This window comes from Stenotrophomonas koreensis (assembly GCF_001431525.1).
GTDB lineage: Bacteria > Pseudomonadota > Gammaproteobacteria > Xanthomonadales > Xanthomonadaceae > Stenotrophomonas > Stenotrophomonas koreensis.
In genome coordinates this window covers 46,363-64,763 of record NZ_LDJH01000003.1, presented here as the reverse complement: position 1 = coordinate 64,763, position 18,401 = coordinate 46,363, and the positions used below count along the sequence as shown (strand labels likewise).

18 protein-coding genes are annotated in these 18,401 nt (G+C 61.8%); 7 read left to right on the top strand and 11 right to left on the bottom strand.

The window, feature by feature from the left end:
- The first annotated feature begins 106 nt into the window (after positions 1-106).
- From cls to ABB25_RS01435, 3 genes are all read left to right on the top strand, one after another.
- Positions 107-1,567: a cardiolipin synthase gene (gene cls / locus ABB25_RS01445; RefSeq protein WP_057662682.1), complete on the top strand. Its 1,461-nt coding sequence runs from the start codon at positions 107-109 to the stop codon at positions 1,565-1,567.
- 72 nt (positions 1,568-1,639) lie between these two features.
- Positions 1,640-1,855, top strand: coding sequence for a hypothetical protein (locus ABB25_RS01440; RefSeq protein WP_057662679.1), 216 nt, complete (start codon positions 1,640-1,642; stop codon positions 1,853-1,855).
- Between the two features lie 13 nt (positions 1,856-1,868).
- Positions 1,869-2,639, top strand: coding sequence for a pyridoxine 5'-phosphate synthase (locus tag ABB25_RS01435; RefSeq protein WP_057662676.1), 771 nt, complete (start codon positions 1,869-1,871; stop codon positions 2,637-2,639).
- 384 nt (positions 2,640-3,023) lie between these two features.
- On the opposite strand, the gene ABB25_RS01430 is transcribed toward ABB25_RS01435, so the two are convergent.
- The 9 genes from ABB25_RS01430 to recF all read right to left on the bottom strand — a co-directional run bounded on the left by ABB25_RS01430 (position 3,024) and on the right by recF (position 12,219).
- Entirely contained in the window at positions 3,024-3,431 is a 408-nt protein-coding gene (locus ABB25_RS01430) for an ExbD/TolR family protein (protein ID WP_057662673.1), read from the bottom strand.
- Positions 3,432-3,434: 3 nt separating this feature from the next.
- Positions 3,435-3,860 carry an ExbD/TolR family protein gene (locus tag ABB25_RS01425; RefSeq protein ID WP_057662670.1) on the bottom strand — a complete coding sequence of 142 codons (426 nt, stop codon included), beginning with the start codon at positions 3,858-3,860 and terminating at the stop codon, positions 3,435-3,437.
- Between the two features lie 49 nt (positions 3,861-3,909).
- Complete coding sequence (gene exbB / locus ABB25_RS01420; RefSeq protein WP_057662667.1) at positions 3,910-4,644, bottom strand: TonB-system energizer ExbB; 735 nt, start codon at positions 4,642-4,644, stop codon at positions 3,910-3,912.
- 76 nt (positions 4,645-4,720) lie between these two features.
- Positions 4,721-5,389, bottom strand: coding sequence for an energy transducer TonB (locus ABB25_RS01415; protein WP_057662665.1), 669 nt, complete (start codon positions 5,387-5,389; stop codon positions 4,721-4,723).
- Positions 5,390-5,535: 146 nt separating this feature from the next.
- Positions 5,536-6,729: a tetratricopeptide repeat protein gene (locus ABB25_RS01410; protein WP_057662661.1), complete on the bottom strand. Its 1,194-nt coding sequence runs from the start codon at positions 6,727-6,729 to the stop codon at positions 5,536-5,538.
- A gap of 129 nt (positions 6,730-6,858) precedes the next feature.
- Positions 6,859-7,665, bottom strand: coding sequence for a M48 family metallopeptidase (locus ABB25_RS01405; protein ID WP_057662658.1), 807 nt, complete (start codon positions 7,663-7,665; stop codon positions 6,859-6,861).
- Between the two features lie 74 nt (positions 7,666-7,739).
- A complete protein-coding gene (locus tag ABB25_RS01400; protein ID WP_057662655.1) occupies positions 7,740-8,513 on the bottom strand; it encodes a CPBP family intramembrane glutamic endopeptidase in 774 nt (257 codons plus the stop codon).
- A gap of 45 nt (positions 8,514-8,558) precedes the next feature.
- A complete protein-coding gene (gyrB, locus tag ABB25_RS01395) occupies positions 8,559-11,015 on the bottom strand; it encodes a DNA topoisomerase (ATP-hydrolyzing) subunit B (protein WP_057662648.1) in 2,457 nt (818 codons plus the stop codon).
- Between the two features lie 76 nt (positions 11,016-11,091).
- Entirely contained in the window at positions 11,092-12,219 is a 1,128-nt protein-coding gene (gene recF / locus ABB25_RS01390; protein WP_057662645.1) for a DNA replication/repair protein RecF, read from the bottom strand.
- Between recF and ABB25_RS14480 the strand changes: the two genes are divergently transcribed.
- Complete coding sequence (locus ABB25_RS14480; protein ID WP_152980901.1) at positions 12,190-12,543, top strand: hypothetical protein; 354 nt, start codon at positions 12,190-12,192, stop codon at positions 12,541-12,543. The two genes, recF and ABB25_RS14480, sit on opposite strands and share 30 nt — an antisense overlap.
- Before the next feature lie 529 nt (positions 12,544-13,072).
- On the opposite strand, the gene dnaN is transcribed toward ABB25_RS14480, so the two are convergent.
- Together dnaN and dnaA are read right to left on the bottom strand one after the other, a co-directional pair.
- A complete protein-coding gene (gene dnaN, locus ABB25_RS01385) occupies positions 13,073-14,173 on the bottom strand; it encodes a DNA polymerase III subunit beta (protein WP_057662642.1) in 1,101 nt (366 codons plus the stop codon).
- A 275-nt stretch (positions 14,174-14,448) separates the two neighbouring features.
- Entirely contained in the window at positions 14,449-15,777 is a 1,329-nt protein-coding gene (dnaA, locus tag ABB25_RS01380) for a chromosomal replication initiator protein DnaA (protein WP_057662639.1), read from the bottom strand.
- 254 nt (positions 15,778-16,031) lie between these two features.
- Between dnaA and rpmH the strand changes: the two genes are divergently transcribed.
- Genes rpmH through yidC form a run of 3 tightly spaced genes read left to right on the top strand, consistent with a single transcriptional unit; the run spans position 16,032 to position 18,357 of the window.
- The gene (gene rpmH, locus ABB25_RS01375; RefSeq protein ID WP_006404565.1) at positions 16,032-16,172 is read left to right on the top strand and encodes a 50S ribosomal protein L34; all 141 of its coding nucleotides are present in this window, start codon (positions 16,032-16,034) and stop codon (positions 16,170-16,172) included.
- Between the two features lie 38 nt (positions 16,173-16,210).
- Positions 16,211-16,651: a ribonuclease P protein component gene (gene rnpA / locus ABB25_RS14140; protein WP_083488046.1), complete on the top strand. Its 441-nt coding sequence runs from the start codon at positions 16,211-16,213 to the stop codon at positions 16,649-16,651.
- A 17-nt stretch (positions 16,652-16,668) separates the two neighbouring features.
- Positions 16,669-18,357 (top strand): membrane protein insertase YidC, encoded by a 1,689-nt coding sequence (yidC, locus tag ABB25_RS01370; protein WP_057662636.1) that lies wholly within the window; start codon positions 16,669-16,671, stop codon positions 18,355-18,357.
- Positions 18,358-18,401 lie beyond the last annotated feature (44 nt).

The window sequence follows — 18,401 nt, the reverse complement described above, 5'->3', positions numbered from 1 at the left end:
TCTCAAGGCCTGCGTCGGCAGTAGCGGTAATTCATGAAGCGGCAGAATGGAGCCCCTGCCGGCACCGAGCATGCACCCGGTGCACCGGGCATGCTTAGAATCAACCATGCTCACCACTCTGATGAACGGCTGGGATTGGTTTACCGGCCTCCCGCACCTGGCAAGCATCGGGCTGGCCCTGTATGTGGTCTACCTGAGCCTGCTGACGGGCTATATCGTGCTGCAGAAGCGCGAACCCGTGGCCACCTTGAGCTGGATCCTGAGCCTGGCCGCATTGCCGTATGCCGGCCTGCTGATCTACTACCTGCTCGGCCCGCAGAAGGTGAAGCGGCAGAACATCCGGCGTGGCCGCCACCGCGAGGACATGAGCAGCTACCGCGCCGTTTGTCCGGCCGATGACAATGCCAGCGAACTGGCCAAGATTGCCCAGTCCACCACCGGCCTGCCGCCGACGACCGCGACCCGGCTGGAATGGTTGATCGATGGCGGCATGGCCTATCCGGCAATCCTGCAGGCCATCGCGCAAGCCCGCGACCACATCCACCTGCTGTATTACATCTTCACCCCCGGGCACAACGGCACGGCGGTCCGCGATGCGCTGATTGAACGTGCGCGCGCCGGCGTGCAGGTGCGCCTGCTGATCGATGCCATTGGATCGGGCAAGGTCGGCAAGGGGTTCCTGCAGCCGCTGCGCGCGGCCGGGGCCGAGGTGGTCTGGTTTCATCCCAGCCAGCTGCTCAGGCCGTTCAAACGGCCGTGGATGAACCTGCGCACCCACCGCAAGCTGGTGATCGTCGATGGCCAGGTCGCCTTCACCGGTGGCATCAACATCACCGACGAGCAGGATGAGCGCCTGCGTGCCGATGCCTACCGCGACCTGCATCTGCGGGTGGAAGGCCCGGTGGTGCGCAGCCTGCAGCTGGTGTTCGTGGAGGACTGGCTGTATGCCAGCAACCAGGGCCGGCAGGTGTTCCAGCCCGAGCGCCTGTGGCCGCCCTATCCGCCGGTGCCGGCACAGCAAACCATCCATACCCAGGTGCTGATCTCCGGGCCGGATTCGGGCTGGGAAACCATCCACCGCCTGCATGTGGCCGCCATCCACGAGGCACGCCGCCGGGTCTGGCTGGTGACCCCTTACTTCGTTCCCGGCGAAGCGGCACGCATGGCGCTGACCTCCGCTGCCCTCGGCGGGTTGGATACCCGCCTGCTGGTGCCAAGGCGCAGCGACTCGTTGCTGGTGACCCTGGCCGCGCGTTCGTACTTCGATGAACTGCTGGCCGCCGGAGTGCGCATCTACGAATACGGCCCGCGCATGCTGCATACCAAGGCCTTCATTGCCGATGACCACCTGAGCATTGTCGGCAGCGCGAATTTTGACCACCGCAGCTTCCGCCTGAACTTCGAGCTGTCGATGATGATCCGCGACAAGGCCGTGACCGCCGAGCTGGCGCAGCTGCTGGAGAACGAATTCGAGCAGGCCGTCGAGGTCAGCCCTGACCGGCAACGTGGGCTGTGGCGCGATCGCCTGCCGGAAGGCTTCGCGCGCCTGGCCTCGCCCCTGCTGTAAATCCCTGCGGCTGCTGCCGGCTGCGCCGCCACGGCGATACACTGCGCGCATCCACTTGCGGGGGGCGTGCGTATGAGCTGGCTGCTGTTGTTGATTTCCGTGGGCTGCGTTGTCCTTGCCACACTCTGCGCCAGTGCCACACTGTTCAGCGGCTGCCTGCTGCTGAGCCTGCCCTGTGCCCTGGCTGGCGGCCGTGGCCTGTATCGCCGGCACCGTGCTGGCAGCGGCGACACCCTGATCGATTCCCATGAACTGAAGCGTCTGGCCGCCGAGCACGCCGCCGCGTAAGGAGACCCCCCGGATGAGCCCTGATCCCCGTACCGCGCTCAGCGTCAACGTCAACAAGATCGCCGTACTGCGCAACTCCCGTGGTGGCAACGAGCCGGATGTCGTCCGTGCCGCCGCCACCTGCCTGCAGGCCGGCGCCCATGGCATCACCGTGCATCCGCGTCCGGATGCCCGCCACATCAGCGCCGAGGACGTACTCGCCCTGGATGCCCTGTGTCGTACCCACCAGGTTGAGCTGAATATCGAAGGCAACCCGTTTGCCGCACCACGGCCGGGCTATCCCGGACTGCTGGCGCTGTGTCGTGCGACCCGACCGGCACAGGTCACCCTGGTCCCGGATGGCGATGGCCAGCTGACCTCCGACCATGGCTTTGATTTCCAGCACGACAACCAGCAGCTGGCCGAACTGATTGCCGCCTTCAAGGCCCTGGGCAGCCGGGTAAGCCTGTTTGTCGATGCCGACAATCCGTTGCTCGAACATGCCGCACAGGTGGGGGCCGACCGTATCGAGCTGTACACCGGCCCCTATGCCGCGGCGTATGAACAGGGCAACCCGGACACCAGCCTTGCCCTGTTTGCCGAGGCCGCCCGTCGCGCTGCGGGCGTGGGTCTGGGCATCAATGCCGGGCACGATCTCTCCCAGTACAACCTCACCGCCTTCCTGCGTCAGGTGCCGGCAGTACAGGAGGTCTCCATTGGCCATGCCTTGATCAGTGAAGCGCTGTACGACGGCCTGCACAACACCGTCCAGGCCTACCTGGCGGCCATCAACGCAGCTTACTGAGTCCTTGCACCGGCCAGCGGCCAGTTACCGGCGGCCCTGCTGCCGGCCATCACCGGATCACAGCTGGCCCCCCATGGCCGGCTTGGTCCTTGGCGAGTTGGCCAGGTGGGGCCACTTCTGCTTACCCGTCTGGATCCACGAACCCAACGCCACTGGCCCACCCGGCGATCGCTTGCCACTGAGCGCAGTGGCCGCTGAGCGGCCACGCCTACGAGCATGTCCGCCCCTGCAGGTGCCTGCCCTGCGTGCAAAGGCATCGTTACCGCTGTGGCAGCCATCCTGCATCGTCGTGCGGCAAGAAGTCTGCGGACAAAAAAATGCCCCCGCACCAGGGCGGGGGCATTCCAGTCGCGTCATGACTGAGGTCTTGCGCTACAGCGAGTATTACTGGACGAAGGAAATCTTCTTCATCTGAGCATTCTTCGCAGCCGCCATGACCTTGGCCGTCACTTCGTATTCGGAATCAGGATTGATGTCGATACGGAGTTCGGGCTGGTTGGTCGGATCGCGCTGCACTTCCTGCTCCATGCGCTGCTGCAGTTCACCCACGGCAACCGGCGAGTTGTTCCAGGTGACCTGGTTGCTGGCGTCGATGCGGATGTCGATCGGCGGCGGCGGCTCTTGGGTTACCGGTGGCGGGTTGAGCACCCGCTGCGGCAGGTCCACGGCGATCGGATACGTCATGACCGGCGCGGTAACGATGAAGATGATCAGGAGCACCAGCATCACGTCGACCAGCGGCGTGACGTTGATGTCGGCCATGGGCCCCTTGTTTCCGGAACTGAATGCCATGGCTTACTGCCCCTGTTCTTTCGTTGCGACGAAGCCGATGTCGAGCATGCCCTGACCCTGTGCGATCTTGGCAACCTCGTTGATGACACGCATCTTGGTGGTGCGGTCACCACGCAGGTTCAACGGCGGCTGCGGGGTCTTCTGGGCTTCGGTCGCGAAGCGAGCCTCCATCGACTCCTTCGTGATCGGCTCATCGTTCCAGTAAAGCGAACCGTCCTCGGTCACCGCGATGGTGATCGGATTGGCGCGCTTTTCAGCCGAGTCGGGATCCTGGATCAGGTTGGCCTGTGGCAGATCAACCTGAACCTTGTGCGACATCATGGGTGCCGTGATGATGAAGATGATCAGCAGCACCAGCATCACGTCCACCAAGGGCGTCACGTTGATGTCGGCCATCGGGCCTGCGCTGTTTCCACTACTGAAGGCCATAACCGGCTCCGTCTATTCGTTGCTTGGACTCGAGGACTTCGTTACAGGCTCAGCGCACGCGCGAGCCGGTGGCGAAGAAATCGTGCAGGTCGTGGGCGAACGAGTCGAACTTGGCAACGACAGCGTTGTTCATCTTCGAGAAGAAGTTGAACGCGAACACGGCCGGGATCGCGACGAACAGACCGATGGCGGTCATGATCAGTGCTTCACCCACCGGGCCGGCAACGGCGTCGATCGAGGCCGAACCGGTTGCACCGATCTTGATCAGCGCGCCGTAGATGCCCCAAACGGTACCCAGCAGGCCCACGAACGGAGCAGTCGCGCCGACGGTAGCCAGCAGGATCATGCCGCCCTGGATCTTGTCGTTCTCACGGACAACGGCCTGACGCAGGGCACGGTCCACGAACTCCGAACGGCTCAGGCTTTCATTGTTGCCCAGACGCGAGTGGTGGGCAGCGGCCTGGGCAGCGTCCAGTGCGATCTTGGAGAACGGCTCCGAAGCCGGCTCTTCTTCCATGGCGCGGATGGCGTCCTGGGCGTTCGGGGCATCCCAGAACTTGCTCGGCACGCGGCTCGAAGCAGCCTTCAGGCGCGAGGAACGGAAGATGTTGATGACGGTCCAGTACCAGGACGCGGCCGACATGAAGACCAGGGTCAGAAGAACAATCCAGGAGACAGCGAACTCACCCGGCTTGCTGACCATTTCGGCCATCATGTGTTCGAAGCCCATCTGCGAGAGAGCGTTGGCTCCGCCAGCAGCGGCGATGAAGGTTTCCTGCAGCATGACGCTTACCTTTGTTAAGAGTGGTATTGATGGGTGGAGCTAGGCTGTGGGCGGTGGGAGTATCCGCCTGCAGCCATCAGTTCAGAGCAAAGTTGACCGGAACGCGGACGCGACCAGCTGCCTTCTGTCCATTGACAATGGAAGCATTGAACTTCCACTTGCGGGCCGCTTCCATTGCGGCACGGTCGAGGTCGCGATTACGGCTGGACCGTTCGACCGACACATTGGTGACGTTGCCGTTGGCGTCGACATCAATGATCAGGATCACCTCGCCCTGGATACCAGCGCGGAAGGCGGCCGGCGGATAGCGCGGCGGATTCATGGCCTTGGACGAGATGTCCACGCTGGCGCCGATATCAGACGGCGGCTGCGGCGGCGACGGCGGGGCCGGCGGGGTGACGATATCGGTTGCACGCGGCTCCGGAATATCGACAACCGGGGCAGCCGGCGGCGGCGGGATCGGCGACGGCTTCGGCGGAGCCAGGTTCTTTACCGGCGGCGGCGGAACTTCATCCGGCGGCGGCGGCGGCGGCGGCGGCGGCGGCGGTGGCGGTGCATCCACCAGCGTCACCATCACGGTGCGTTCTTTTTCAGCCGCGGCCTTGGGAGCCACAGCCGGGATCAGCAGCAGCATCAATGCCGCCAGATGCAGTGCAATTACGAAAGCATAGCCGACAATGCGCGGCCAGCTCAGGCCTTTGTCAGCGGCGGTTTCGTGCCTGTTGAAAACCAGTTGTTCCGTCATGCGCCTAAGAGCTCATTGTTGGGGCCGGGGCAGCAAAAAATGTTACCCCAGGTTCAGCGGTGCATGACACCGCACGAACCTCCAAGCTTATACCAATCCTGAGTACCTGCGCACACTTGTAGCAGGCATTCAGGCGTTATTCCCACTTACTTCAGGTTGATGATTTTCTGTGCATCTTCCGGCTTGCGCAGTCCACCCTTGGCCAATGCCTGGCGGGCAGCTTCGCGCGCTTCCGGAATCCGGCCTTCGCCGTGCAGCACACGCGCCAGGTTCAGATAGGTCTCGCCATTGGGCGACAGCGGAGCCGCCTTCTGCCAGGCCTCGATCGCCTGCGGGATGCGGTCGGTGAAGTAGTAGGACTGGGCCAGGGCCAGATAGACTTGGTGATCATCCTTCAGAACGCCCTTGCCCAAGCCTTCATTGATGACTTCAATGACCTTGTTCTCGGCGTTCTCGGTATTGGCATAGATCGAATACAGCTGGCGGTATTCGCGCTCTTCGGTCAATTGCCCGGCAACACGCAGCTTCTCCATCACGGCAGCCGCCTGGTCCATCTGATCCGCCTGCATGTACATGCTGGCCAGATTGATCTGGGCGCGCTTGTCATCCGGGTTGCGCTCGGCAATCTGGCGCGCCACGGCGACTGCTTCGGCAACCTGGTCATTGCTGGAGTAGGCGGCCATCAGCAGCTGGTTCCACTGGTCCTTCGGCTCGGTACTGGCAGCGATGGCCTGCTGCAGCACCGGAATGGCCTCGGCATAGCGCTCGGTCTGGTACAGGGCCTGGCCCTTGATGATCAGGTCCTCGGCACGCTTGGACTGGCTCTCGGTGAAGAACTTGTCAAGATTCGCCAGGCCCGCTTCGTACTCTTCGTCCTGCAGCTGAAGCTGCGCCAACATCAGCAACGACTGCAGATGGCCATTGTTGTCCAAGCCATTGAACTGGACCGTCTGCTGTAGGTAAGCCTTGGCGGCGGCATTGTCATCGCTGTTGTAAGCGGCCTGAGCAGCCAGTTGCGCCGATACCGCCTTCTCATAGGCATTGGCGGTTTCGGTGGCCAGAAGCTCATCGGCCAGGGTACGGGTCTGCTCGAAATCGTCCTTGTTGTAGGCCGCAAACAGCTTGTTGAGCTTGCCCTGCAGGCGGCTGGACGCCTTGGTCTCCGGCTCGACGCGGGTTGCCTCGGGGAACAGGACTTCCGGTTTTGCCGCTTGACGGCCTCCGCGGTTGGCACGCTCGGCCGAACGCGACTGGGCGGCGGCATCGACAATCACCGCACCACTCAGCGCGGTAGCAATGACAACGGAAAGCAAAACTTGCTTGTGGTTGCGGAATAGCATGGGAAGGACCTCGTACTGGCCGCCATCAATGGCAGGGGATGGGTTGCCCGCGGCAACAGGGCGTCAAACGTAGCAGAAAGTTGTTATCCAAGAAATCGCACTTTGGGGCGATTTTCATCTGCCGGCCTTTCAGCCACAGCGTGGATTGCGCCCTGCTGCACGGGCCTGTTGGGAGATCGACTGCAACGTGGGGGCATCAGCAGCCAACTTGCTGATCCGATTGCTCGGATCAGGATGGGTGGACATCCACTGCGGTGAGCGTGAGCCGGCGACCGATTGCATGTTCCGCCACAGGTCCACCGCCTGGGCAGGGTCAAAGCCGGCCTGGGCCATCAGTTGTTGCCCCACCACATCGGCCTCGCTTTCCTGTTGGCGTGAATTGGGCAGCAGGAAGCCGGCCTGGGCACCGATGCCTCCCAGCTGGCCTACGGTCTGCCCTGCGGCTTCGCCATAGGCACCACCGACCAGCACGCTGATCACGCTCAGGCCCATCTGGGTACCCATCTGGCGGGTGATGCGTTCATCGTGATGGTTGGCAACCACATGGACGATTTCATGGGCCAGTACCGCGGCCAGCTGGTCCTGGTTGGTCGCCACCTTGAAGATCCCGGTGTTGACACCGACCTTCCCGCCCGGCAACGCAAAGGCATTGGCACTGTCGTCCTGGAACAGGGCCACTTCCCAGGCAATACCACGTTGCTGGGCCGGCAGCTGTGCCACCAGCGCATTGACCACGCAGCGCACATAGGCATTGGCTCTGGCGTCAGTGGAAAGCTTCTGCTTGGCCTTGGCCTCGGCAAAGGCCTGCGCCCCCATCTGGTTCAGCTGCGCCTGGGATACCGCACCGGTAGCCTGCCGCCGCCCGGTGGGCGAGGTGGTGGTGGCGCAGCCAGCCAGGACAACCGCCGTAGTTAGCAAAAGGGTCAAGCGTTTCATCGCAGATCATCCCAATTCGACCGACACAGTGTGACCCAGGCAGCGGACGCGCTGTCACCCATTCAGCGGCAGATTCAGCCCGAACTTAAGCCCAGCATCAGCATGATCAACGCCGCGCCATTGTTGACCGCATGGGCCAGGATCGGCGCCAGCAAGGTTCCGGTGCGCTGGTACAACCAGGCAAAGACAGCACCCATCCCACCATAGATCAGCCATAGCTGCAGCATGCCCGGCCAGCTGTTGGCGCTCAGTCCAGGAATTTCATGCACCACGGCAAACAGCAGGCTGCTCAGGACTATCCCCGGCAGCACCAGCCCGGCGGCCGCCAGGCGCCCGAACAGCACGCGCCGGAACAGCAGCTCCTCGTACAACGGTGCCAGCCCCACCGCAAAGACCACCAGCAACACCGGGTACTGCTCACGCGCCTGCTGCATCAGTGCGTTGTTGCTGGGTGCCGGCAAGGCGCTGAGCCTTGAAAACAGCCAGGAAACCACCAGGCTGCCCACAAACACGGCCGCCCCCGCCAGCACGCTGGTCACCCAGGTACGGCGGCGATGGATGGCCTGCAACGAAGCGGCCTTTTCTGCCGCCGTGGCGCGCCGGCGCCACAGGTACAGGACCGCTGCCGTCCCTCCGGTGGCGACGATGGCAATCAGCATCTGCGCCAGCACTCCGGGCGCTGCCTGGTTCTGTCCGGACGAAACGTTGAACAACGCCAGACAGATACCGGCAAACAGGCTCAGCACCAGCATCAAGCCGATCGCCAGCAGGGTATCGGCAGTGAAGCCCACCCAGGCGGCGGTGCTAGCGGAGGGAGACAGGAACGGCGGCGGTGGTGGTTGTTTCATTACAGGCAATCCATAAGCAACGGGGGCCTTGCAGCCCCCGTTCGATCAGATGTCCAGGTTGGCAACCTTCAGTGCATTGTCTTCAATGAAGTCACGCCGGGGTTCAACCACATCCCCCATCAAGGTGCTGAATATCTGGTCAGCCGCTACCGCATCTTCAATCCGGACCTGGAGCAGACGCCGCGTGTCAGGGTTGACCGTGGTATCCCACAGCTGCTCGGGATTCATTTCACCCAGGCCCTTGAAGCGCTGGATCTGGCGGCCCTTCTTGGCCTCATCCATCAACCAGGCCTGGACCTGCGAAAAACGCTCCACATCGACCGACTTCTGCCCGCGGGTCAGACGCGCGCCGGCACGGATCAAGCCATGCAACAGCTTCTGCGCTTCATGGATCGCCTTCAGCTCACCGTTTTCAAAGGCCGAAAGCGGCAGTTCCTGCTGCTGGACCTCGCCCATATGGCTGCGGTAGATCATGATCGCCGGACCACGCTCGCCCTGTGCCTCAATCAATTCCAGGCGGTAACGCGGCGCACCGAGCGGGCCGGTGTTGAGCGAATCGGCCAGCTGGTCCAGCCCCTGCCCTGCCCCACGCAGGTGCTCGACATCGATCGGCATGTAGTCAACCAGGGCCTGCAACAGGTGACGGTCATAGCGATGGCCGTTGCGCTCGATCGCAGCCTGGGCGTTGCTGTAGGTCAACAACAGCTTTTCCAGCGCCACGCCTTCGATTGCCGGCTCACCGGCAGCGGGAACCAGGCTGGCATTTTCCACCGCACTGGAAGCCAGGTAGGCATCCAGCGCCGGATCATCCTTCAGGTACAGCTCGGTCTTGCCCTGCTTGATCTTGTACAGCGGCGGCAGGCCGATGTAGACGTAACCGCGCTCGATCAGCTCCGGCATCTGCCGGTAGAAGAAGGTCAGCAGCAGGGTCCGGATGTGCGCGCCGTCGACGTCGGCGTCGGTCATGATGATGATCTTGTGGTAACGCAGCTTGTCCGGGTTGTACTCATCGCGGCCGATGCCGGTGCCCAGCGCGGTGATCAGGGTACCGACCTGGTCCGAAGCCAGCATGCGGTCAAAACGGGCGCGTTCCACGTTGAGGATCTTGCCGCGCAACGGCAGCACCGCCTGGTTCTTGCGGTTGCGGCCCTGCTTGGCCGAGCCACCTGCCGAGTCACCCTCGACGATGAACAGCTCCGACAGCGCCGGGTCCTTTTCCTGGCAGTCAGCCAGCTTGCCCGGCAGGCCGGCGATATCCAGAGCACCCTTGCGCCGGGTCAGGTCACGCGCCTTGCGCGCGGCCTCACGGGCACGCGCGGCATCGACGATCTTGCCGGCGATGGCCTTGGCTTCGGTCGGATTCTCCTGCAGGAACTCTTCCAGACGCGCGCCGAAGGCATTCTCCACCGCCGGGCGCACGTCCGAGCTGACCAGCTTTTCCTTGGTCTGGCTGGAGAAGCTGGGGTCAGGCACCTTTACCGACAGCACAGCGATCATGCCCTCGCGCATGTCATCGCCGGTCAGGCTGATCTTGGCCTGCTTGGCAATGCCGTTCTGCTCGATGTAGTTGCTCAGCACCCGGGTCAACGCGCCGCGGAAACCCGCCAGGTGGGTACCACCATCCTTCTGCGGGATGTTGTTGGTGAAGCAGTACATCGTCTCCTGGTAGGAGTCGGTCCACTGGATCGCCACATCCACGGTGATGCCGTTGTGCTCGCCGGTGACCGAAATGACATTCGGGTGCAGCGGGTTTTTCAATGCAGCCAGATGCTCCACGAACGAGCGGATACCCCCCTCGTAATGGAAGTCATCGCGACGACCCTCGCCACGTTCGTCAGCAAGGACGATTTTGACGCCGGAGTTCAGGAACGAAAGCTCGCGCAGGCGCCGCGCCAGGATCTCGTAATGAAAGTCGGTATTGCTGTTGAAAGCGGCCACCGACGGCCAGAAACGCAGGGTCGTCCCGCGCTTGTTGCTTGGCTCCAGCTTGTTCAACGGCGTGCGTGGCACACCGTGGCTGTATTCCTGCTGGTAGTGGAATCCGCCCTGGTAAATGTCCAGCAGCAGCTTTTCCGACAGCGCATTGACCACGCTGACACCGACACCGTGCAGACCACCGGAAACCTTGTAGCTGTTGTCATCGAACTTGCCACCGGCGTGCAGCACGGTCATGACCACTTCGGCAGCAGACACTTCGCGATCGAGCTTTTTGCTCATCTGCTCGTGTTTGCCGACCGGGATACCGCGACCGTTGTCGGAAACCGACACCGAGCCGTCGGCATGGATGTTCACCGTGACGTTGTCTGCATGGCCAGCCAGGGCTTCGTCGATCGAGTTGTCTACAACCTCGAACACCATGTGATGCAGACCGGTGCCGTCATGGACGTCGCCGATATACATGCCGGGACGCTTGCGGACCGCCTCCAAGCCTTCCAGTGCAGTGATGCTGTTGGCATCGTACGTGCCATTGCTCGTCGGGTTGGTGTTCTGTTCTTCGCTCATTGCGCTTGCCACAGGCTCCGCATGATGGGCCGGGGCACATCCAGTGCCCGGTCCAGGAAAGGGGGTTACCGGCCGATTATACCAGTGTGGCCCCCCTGCCCTCGCCTGTCGCTCCGGGCCCGGGTAGGACGCCCCCATCATGTTCCACGTGGAACACACTGACCGGACGGGCAACAAACGCCGGCGGCACTTCGGTGGCGGTCACCAGGACCTGCGCGGAGGTGGTCTGCAGGAAATCCAGGATCCGTCCCTGATGGTGACGGTCCAGCTCCGAGCCCAGGTCGTCCAGACAAAGCACCGGCCAGTAACCCCGTTCGAGTGAAAAATCTGCCGCCTGTGCCAGCAGACAGGTCAACGCAGTCAATTTGGCCTGCCCCCGTGACAGCGCTTCGCGCCCGGCCAGCCCGTCGTACAGCACGGCCCAATCGGCACGGTGCGGTCCAACGGAAGTAAACCCCTGGCTGCGGTCGCGTTCCTGTGCCAACAACAGCGCGTCAGCCAACGGCATCTCATGCCGGCGCCAGCCAGGCTGGAATTCCATGGCCTGTATCTGCAAGGACGGTGCCAACCGGGCGGCCAGGTCCACCACGTGTTCCTGCAACCGTGCGATGTAGTTCATCCGCGCCGCGGTCAAGGGTTCACCGGCCTGCGCCAACTCATGGTCCCAGGCTTCCAGCGCATGCCGGCTGGCGCCTTGCTTGAGCAATGCATTGCGTTGTTTCAACGCACGCGAATAGCGCCGCCACAACGGGGTGAATCCCGGCTGGACATGGAACAATCCCCAATCCAGAAAGCGGCGCCGAGGCTCCCCCCCGCCACTGATCAGGCCGTGGCTGCCCGGTTCAAAGGTCACTACCGCCAGGGCTGCACACAGCTGGCCCAACTGGGCGACATCCTCACCGTCCAGGCGCGCGCTCCAGTCATTGCCGGTATGACGCAGGCCACCTCGATGCTGGCTGCTTGGGTCAGCTGGCATCTGTTGCCACTGGACAAAAACTTCCAGGGCGCCCTGCCCTTGGCGGATGAGTCCATCACGTACCCGGCCACGAAAGCTGCGGCCGTAGGAAATCAGATGCAGGGCTTCCAGGTAGCTGGTCTTGCCAATGCCATTGTCGCCCACCAACAGGTTGATTCCGGCAGCCGGCGACCATTGCCCCTGCTGAAAACGGCGGAATTGTCCAAGGACGACACGCTCGACTTGCATCGCGAAAACAGCACTACGGCCAGGACAAGGGGGCCCACTCTACCACTGCAGCACAGTGAGGTTTTCCACCGCAGCAGCGCTCAAGGGCTGCGCAAAGCGTTTCAACGCACCGGAAAAGCCTGGAGCTGGTCAAAAAAACAGCAAAACCAAGCAAAAGCTCTGCATAAACAGGACATAAGCACAGGATTGGCTGTGGATAAAAGGCAAGCCAATCCCGCAAGGGAAAGTTATCCACAGCTTCATAGGGTACTTCAACGCCACTTCCCCACCGACCTTTCAGTTACATTTATCCATTTAAAATCAATGGATTACCTGTTTTTTTGAAGAAATCCACAGAGCCCATGCTCCACCTGGCTTTAGATTTATAGCTAAATTCAAGCCTGGCCAGCGGCACTGTCCCTCGGCATCAGAAGGCAAGCGGTTGGAATCGCGAAATCTGGCAATCCAGCCGCATCGGTGTCCTCCGGATTTTTCGTCTACGTGCAACAGCGTTCATTGAGAACAGCCATGGCTTGACCGTTTCAATAGCGTCAGCGGGTGAAAGCGCCGCAGATTCTTCAAATCTGTACGTCCACGCGGGCAATGGTCCTGCAGATTTCAAGAAATTGGCCATGTGCAACGCATTTCCCTGTGCCCTGCCATTTGCAGCGCCAGCCAGACTGGCAATCCAACAACACTTCACGTCTGCCGCCTGGCGCCTGGCGTGCCAATGTCCATGGATGCAAAAAGCACTGGTGCAGCAACCCTCTGGCCGCTGAAAACATCACGCAATTCGCTGCCAATACAGCTTTTCCAGCGAAAAGAAACCCGGCCTGAGCCGGGTTTCTTTCACTGTTCCACGTGGAACATGCGGTCACAAGCGCAGTGGCATCACAACATGGCGCGACTTTTCATTCGACGCTTCGCGGACCAGGGCAGAGGAGTTCGAGTCACGCAGTTGGATGACGACTTGCTCATCCCTCAAGGCCGAAAGCGCATCCAGCAGGTAATTGACGTTGAAGCCGATTGCCAGATCACTGACCTGGGTATCCACTTCCACCTCGTCCTGGGCTTCTTCCTGTTCTGGGTTGTGTGCGCTGATCTTGAGCTGGCCCGGCGACACTTCAACCCGGACACCACGGTATTTTTCATTGGAAAGAATCGCTGCACGTTGCAACGAAGCCTTCAACAACTCGCGATCCACCGTAACCAGACGGTCGGCACCAATCGGAATGACCGCCTCGTAATCCGGGAAACGGCCATCAATGAGCTTGGAAGTGAACATCGCATCATCGCGCTTCATGCGGATGTGGCTGCGGCCGATTTCCAGCTCGATTTCCCGGTCACCGCCTTCCAGAAGACGCTGCAGTTCGGTGACACCCTTGCGCGGAACAATGATCTGCCGCTTGTTGCCGGTGCCGGTTTCCAGCGGGGTCTCGCACAGGGCCAAGCGGTGGCCATCAGTGGCGACACAACGCAACAACGTATCGCGCACATCAAACAACAGCCCGTTGAGGTAGTAACGGACGTCCTGCTGCGCCATTGCAAACGACGTCCGCTCGATCAGCTCCTTCAAGGTCGCTTCACTGATCGCAATGCGATCGGTGGCTTCGACTTCATCCACCGAAGGGAAGTCATTGGAGGGCAGGGTGGCCAGGGTGAAGCGGCTGCGTCCGGCAGAAACGGTGACCTTGTCACCGGTCTGGGCAACGGTAATCACGCTGCCATCGGGCAGCGCCCGCACGATATCGAAAAGTTTGCGTGCCGGGATCGTGGTTTCACCATCGTTGGCATTGTCCACGCTGATGCGCGAAACCATTTCCACTTCCAGATCGGTACCGGTCAAGGAAAGTTGACCGTCTTTGACCTGGACCAGGAAATTGGCCAGCACCGGCAAGGTTTGACGTCGTTCAACCACGTTGACCACTTGTGCCAACGGCTTGAGGAAAGCTTCGCGCTGGAGAGAAAAACGCATGTGGTTCGGTGCCCCTATGCTTTAAAAGATGTGGAATAAATCAAAAGCTTGGTGGTGATGGTAGCGCTGGATAACCGTTGTTTTCCGCATAAACGATTGATTTAAAAGCAAAATTTATGTCAAAAAGGCTTTGGATCACTTACCTTGAAGCCGTGGGTGATCTTGTGGATAAGTTTTCTGCGATGAAACCTTGCGCTTTTATCCACAGATTCTCCCGCCCTTGCTACCGCACTGTGCACCAAGTTGTGCGGTGACGTCTGCCTGGCAAGGCGGCATCATTCACTGAGCTTGCGGATCAGCTTGTCCCAGTCTTCCCGCAGCTTGCCGTCGGTTTCCATCAACAGCTTGATCTGCCGGCAGGCGTGCAACACGGTGGTGTGGTCACGGCCGGCAAAGGCATCACCGATTTCCGGCAGGCTGTGCTCGGTCAATTCCTTGGTCAGCGCCATGGCGACCTGGCGTGGCCTGGCCAGCGAACGGGTGCGGCGCTTGGACAGCAAGTCCTTGATCTGCAAGCCGTAGTAATCGGCAACGGTTTTCTGGATGTTGGGGATGGAAATGGCCTGCTGCTGGGCCCGCAACAGGTCACGCAGGGTTTCCTGCGCAAACTCGGTGGTGATCGCCCGGCCGGTGAAGTTGGCGCGGGCGGTCAGCGTATTCAGGGCACCTTCCAGGTCACGCACGTTGGAGCGCATCTTCTTGGCGATCAGGAACGCGACGTCATCGGGTATCTCGGCACCGCGTTCGCGGGCCTTGGCCAGCACGATTGCCGCCCGGGTTTCAAAATCCGGCGGCTCGATGGCCACTGAAAGGCCCCAGGCCAGGCGGGATTTCAGGCGTGCTTCCAGCCCTTCGACTTCGCGCGGATAGCGGTCACAGGTCAGGATGATCTGTTGCTTGCCGTCAAACAGTGCGTTGAAGGTGTGGAAGAACTCTTCCTGGGTACGGTCCTTGCCGGCAAAGAACTGGATGTCATCGATCAGCAGCGCGTCCACCTGCTGGAACTGGCGCTTGAACTGATCCATGGTCTTTTCCTGCAATGCACGGATCATCGCACTGAAGAACTGTTCCGAGCGCAGGTATAGCACGCGGGCGTTCGGGTTGATCTGCCGCATGGCGTTGCCGGCGGCCAGCATCAGGTGGGTCTTGCCCAGGCCGGTACCGCCGTACAGCAGCAGGGGGTTGTGTGCCCGGTCGCCCGGCTTCTGTGCGGCCTGGAAGGCGGCGGCCAGACCGAGCTGGTTGCTGCGGCCTTCAACGAAGTTGGCAAAGGTGTAGTGCGAGTCCAGATTGCCATTGAAAGGCAACGGCGCCGGTGCCGGTGCGGCGGCAAACTGGCTTGGCGGCGGCGGCAGGGCTTCGACCGGCTTGGGCCGCGAACCGATTTCCAGGCCGACATCGGCGTGCCCGGCAAAGTAATGCACCAGCTCACGGATCCGTGGCAGGTAGCGTTCGCGGACCTGTTCAACGATGAAGGCATTCGGCGCATACAGCACCGTTGCGTCGTCGCGCACGTCAGCCTGCAGCGGTTTCAACCAGGTGTGGACATCCTCGGGCGGAAATTCCGCTTCGAGGCGCTCTAGACAACGGGACCAGACATCCATGGGGAATTCATCAAAAGCTCGGCGCGCACAGGCGCCAGGTAGCGCGCCGCACGTCCTGCCAAGTCAAGGGAAACGGGGCCCCAGACTACCACTGGACGCGGGCGGCGTGAATGCTCTGTCCACAGTTATTCACAAAGCCATCCACAAGGTGTGCACAGGCGGATGAATGGAAATGTCAAGTGTTCCTTGACAGATCAAGGCTTTGACCTGTAGATTTGCCGGTTCTATCCGTCCACTTCATACAGAGGCCCCCAATGGCCACCAAGCGTACTTTCCAGCCCAGCAACCTCAAGCGTAAGCGTGATCACGGCTTCCGCGCCCGTATGAAGACCGCCGACGGCCGCAAGATTCTGTCGCGTCGTCGTGCCAAGGGCCGCAAAGTCCTCAGCGCTTGATCGCGCCGCCGCCACTGGCGGCAGCAGCGAACACGACGATGAACGCTACTGACCCGTGCAAGCGATTTCCTCGCTCTGCGCGGGTTCGTTCGCGTTCGGAATACAGTGCGGTCTTCGACGGCGCCCGCAGGGTGTCCGATCCCTTGATGACTGTCCACTGGCTGCGTGGTGAAACACCCGCGCGGCTCGGTCTTGCCGTGTCCAAAAAAGTGGATACGCGGGCCGTGGGTCGTAATCGTATCAAGCGAGTCCTGCGAGACGCTACACGCCATCTGCTCTGGCAGATGGTGGGTGGCGATTTTGTCGTGGTCGCTCGTGCAGCCGCGAAGACGGCCAGCAACGATGAGATCCGTCAGGCATTTGAACGACTGCTCCGCCGTGCCGGCGCATTGCCGCCAGCCGGTGCCGAGGTCACAATCGCCTCGCCAGGGAAAAACGCTTCCCTTCCTATGAACACGCCGGCCTCTACGTCCGGCTGAGTCGAGCCTGCTTGCTGATGAACCAGACCCGTGTATTTCTGATTTTCGCCTGGATGGCGGTGGCCGTGCTGTTGTGGATGGCCTGGAACCGCGAGCAGGTCACGCCCGCTGCCACTCCGGCCACGGCGGCAGCGACGGTACCGTCAGTGGAGGGTGAGGCCTCGGTGCCCGGCGCATTGCCGACCTCGGCGGTACCGCAGGCCACGGTGGAAGGCATGCCGCAGGCGCAGGCCAGCGCGGTGGCATCGACCGCGGCGCCGCGAGTGCGGGTGGTGACCGATGTGCTGGACCTGGAGCTGGATGGCGGCACCATTGATCAGGCCCGCCTGCTGCAGTTCCCACAGAGCAAGGCAGAAGGTGCCGCTCCGGTGGAACTGTTCTCGACGCAGTCGACCCATCCGTACAGCGCGGTGACCGGCTGGGCGAGCGAAAAGGGTTCGGCGGTGCCGGAGGCGGCTGGTTTCCGTGTTGAAGGCGCTACCGATTTCACCCTGGCCGAGGGTGAGCAGTCGCTGGTGGTGCCGTTTGTCTGGACCAGCGCCGATGGCGTGAGCATTCGCCGTACCTACACCTTCACCCGGGGCAGCTATGCCATTGCCGTGCGTGACGAGGTTAGCAACGACAGCGCAGCGCCATGGCAGGGCTATGTCTACCGTCGCCTGCAGCGCGTGCCGCCGGTGATCTCCAAGGGCATGACCAACCCGGATTCGTTCTCGTTCAACGGCGCCACCTGGTATCACAACGCCTATGAGCGGCGTGCCTTTGATGGGGATTACCTTGACGATGGCCGCCTGAACCAGGTGGTGGAAGGCGGCTGGCTGGCGATGCTGCAGCATCACTTCTTCAGCGCCTGGATCCCGCAGCAGGACCAGACCTCGCTGTTCCTGCTCAACCAGAACGGCAACAGCTACAGCATCGAATCGCACGGTCCGGGCTTCAGCGTGGCGCCGGGGCAGAAGGTCAGCACCGAAGGCCGCCTGTGGGTGGGGCCGAAGCTGGTCGACCAGATTGCCGTGGAAGAGGTCAAGGGCCTGGACCGTGTCGTCGATTACAGCCGCTTCGACACCATGGCATTGATTGGCAAGGGCCTGTTCTGGGTGCTGAACAAGGTGCACAACGTGGTGCAGAACTGGGGTTGGGCGATTGTCGGCCTGGTGATCCTGCTGCGCCTGGTGATGTTCCCGCTGTCGGCCGCGCAGTTCCGTTCCGGCGCCAAGATGCGTGCAGTGCAGCCGCGCATCGCCCAGCTCAAGGAGCGCTATGGCGAAGACCGCCAGAAGTTCCAGATGGCGATGATGGACCTGTACAAGAAGGAAAAGATCAATCCGCTGGGTGGCTGCCTGCCGCTGCTGATCCAGATGCCGATCTTCTTCGCGCTGTACTGGGTGCTGGTGGAATCGGTGGAGCTGCGCCAGGCGCCGTGGTTTGCCTGGATCCAGGACCTGACCGCGCGTGACCCGTACTTCATCCTGCCGATCATCAACGTTGCGGTGATGTGGGCTACCCAGCGCCTGACGCCGATGAACGGCATGGACCCGATGCAGCAGAAGGTGATGATGTTCATGCCGCTGATCTTCGGTGTGATGATGGCCTTCATGCCGTCCGGCCTGGTGCTGTACTGGGTGGTCAACGGTGGCCTGGGTCTGCTGCAGCAGTGGCTGATGATCCGCAAGTACCCGGCACCGACCACGGCCGTGGCCAAGTAAGCCGCCAAACCACAAACCCGCCCGCTGGCGGGTTTGTTTTTTTC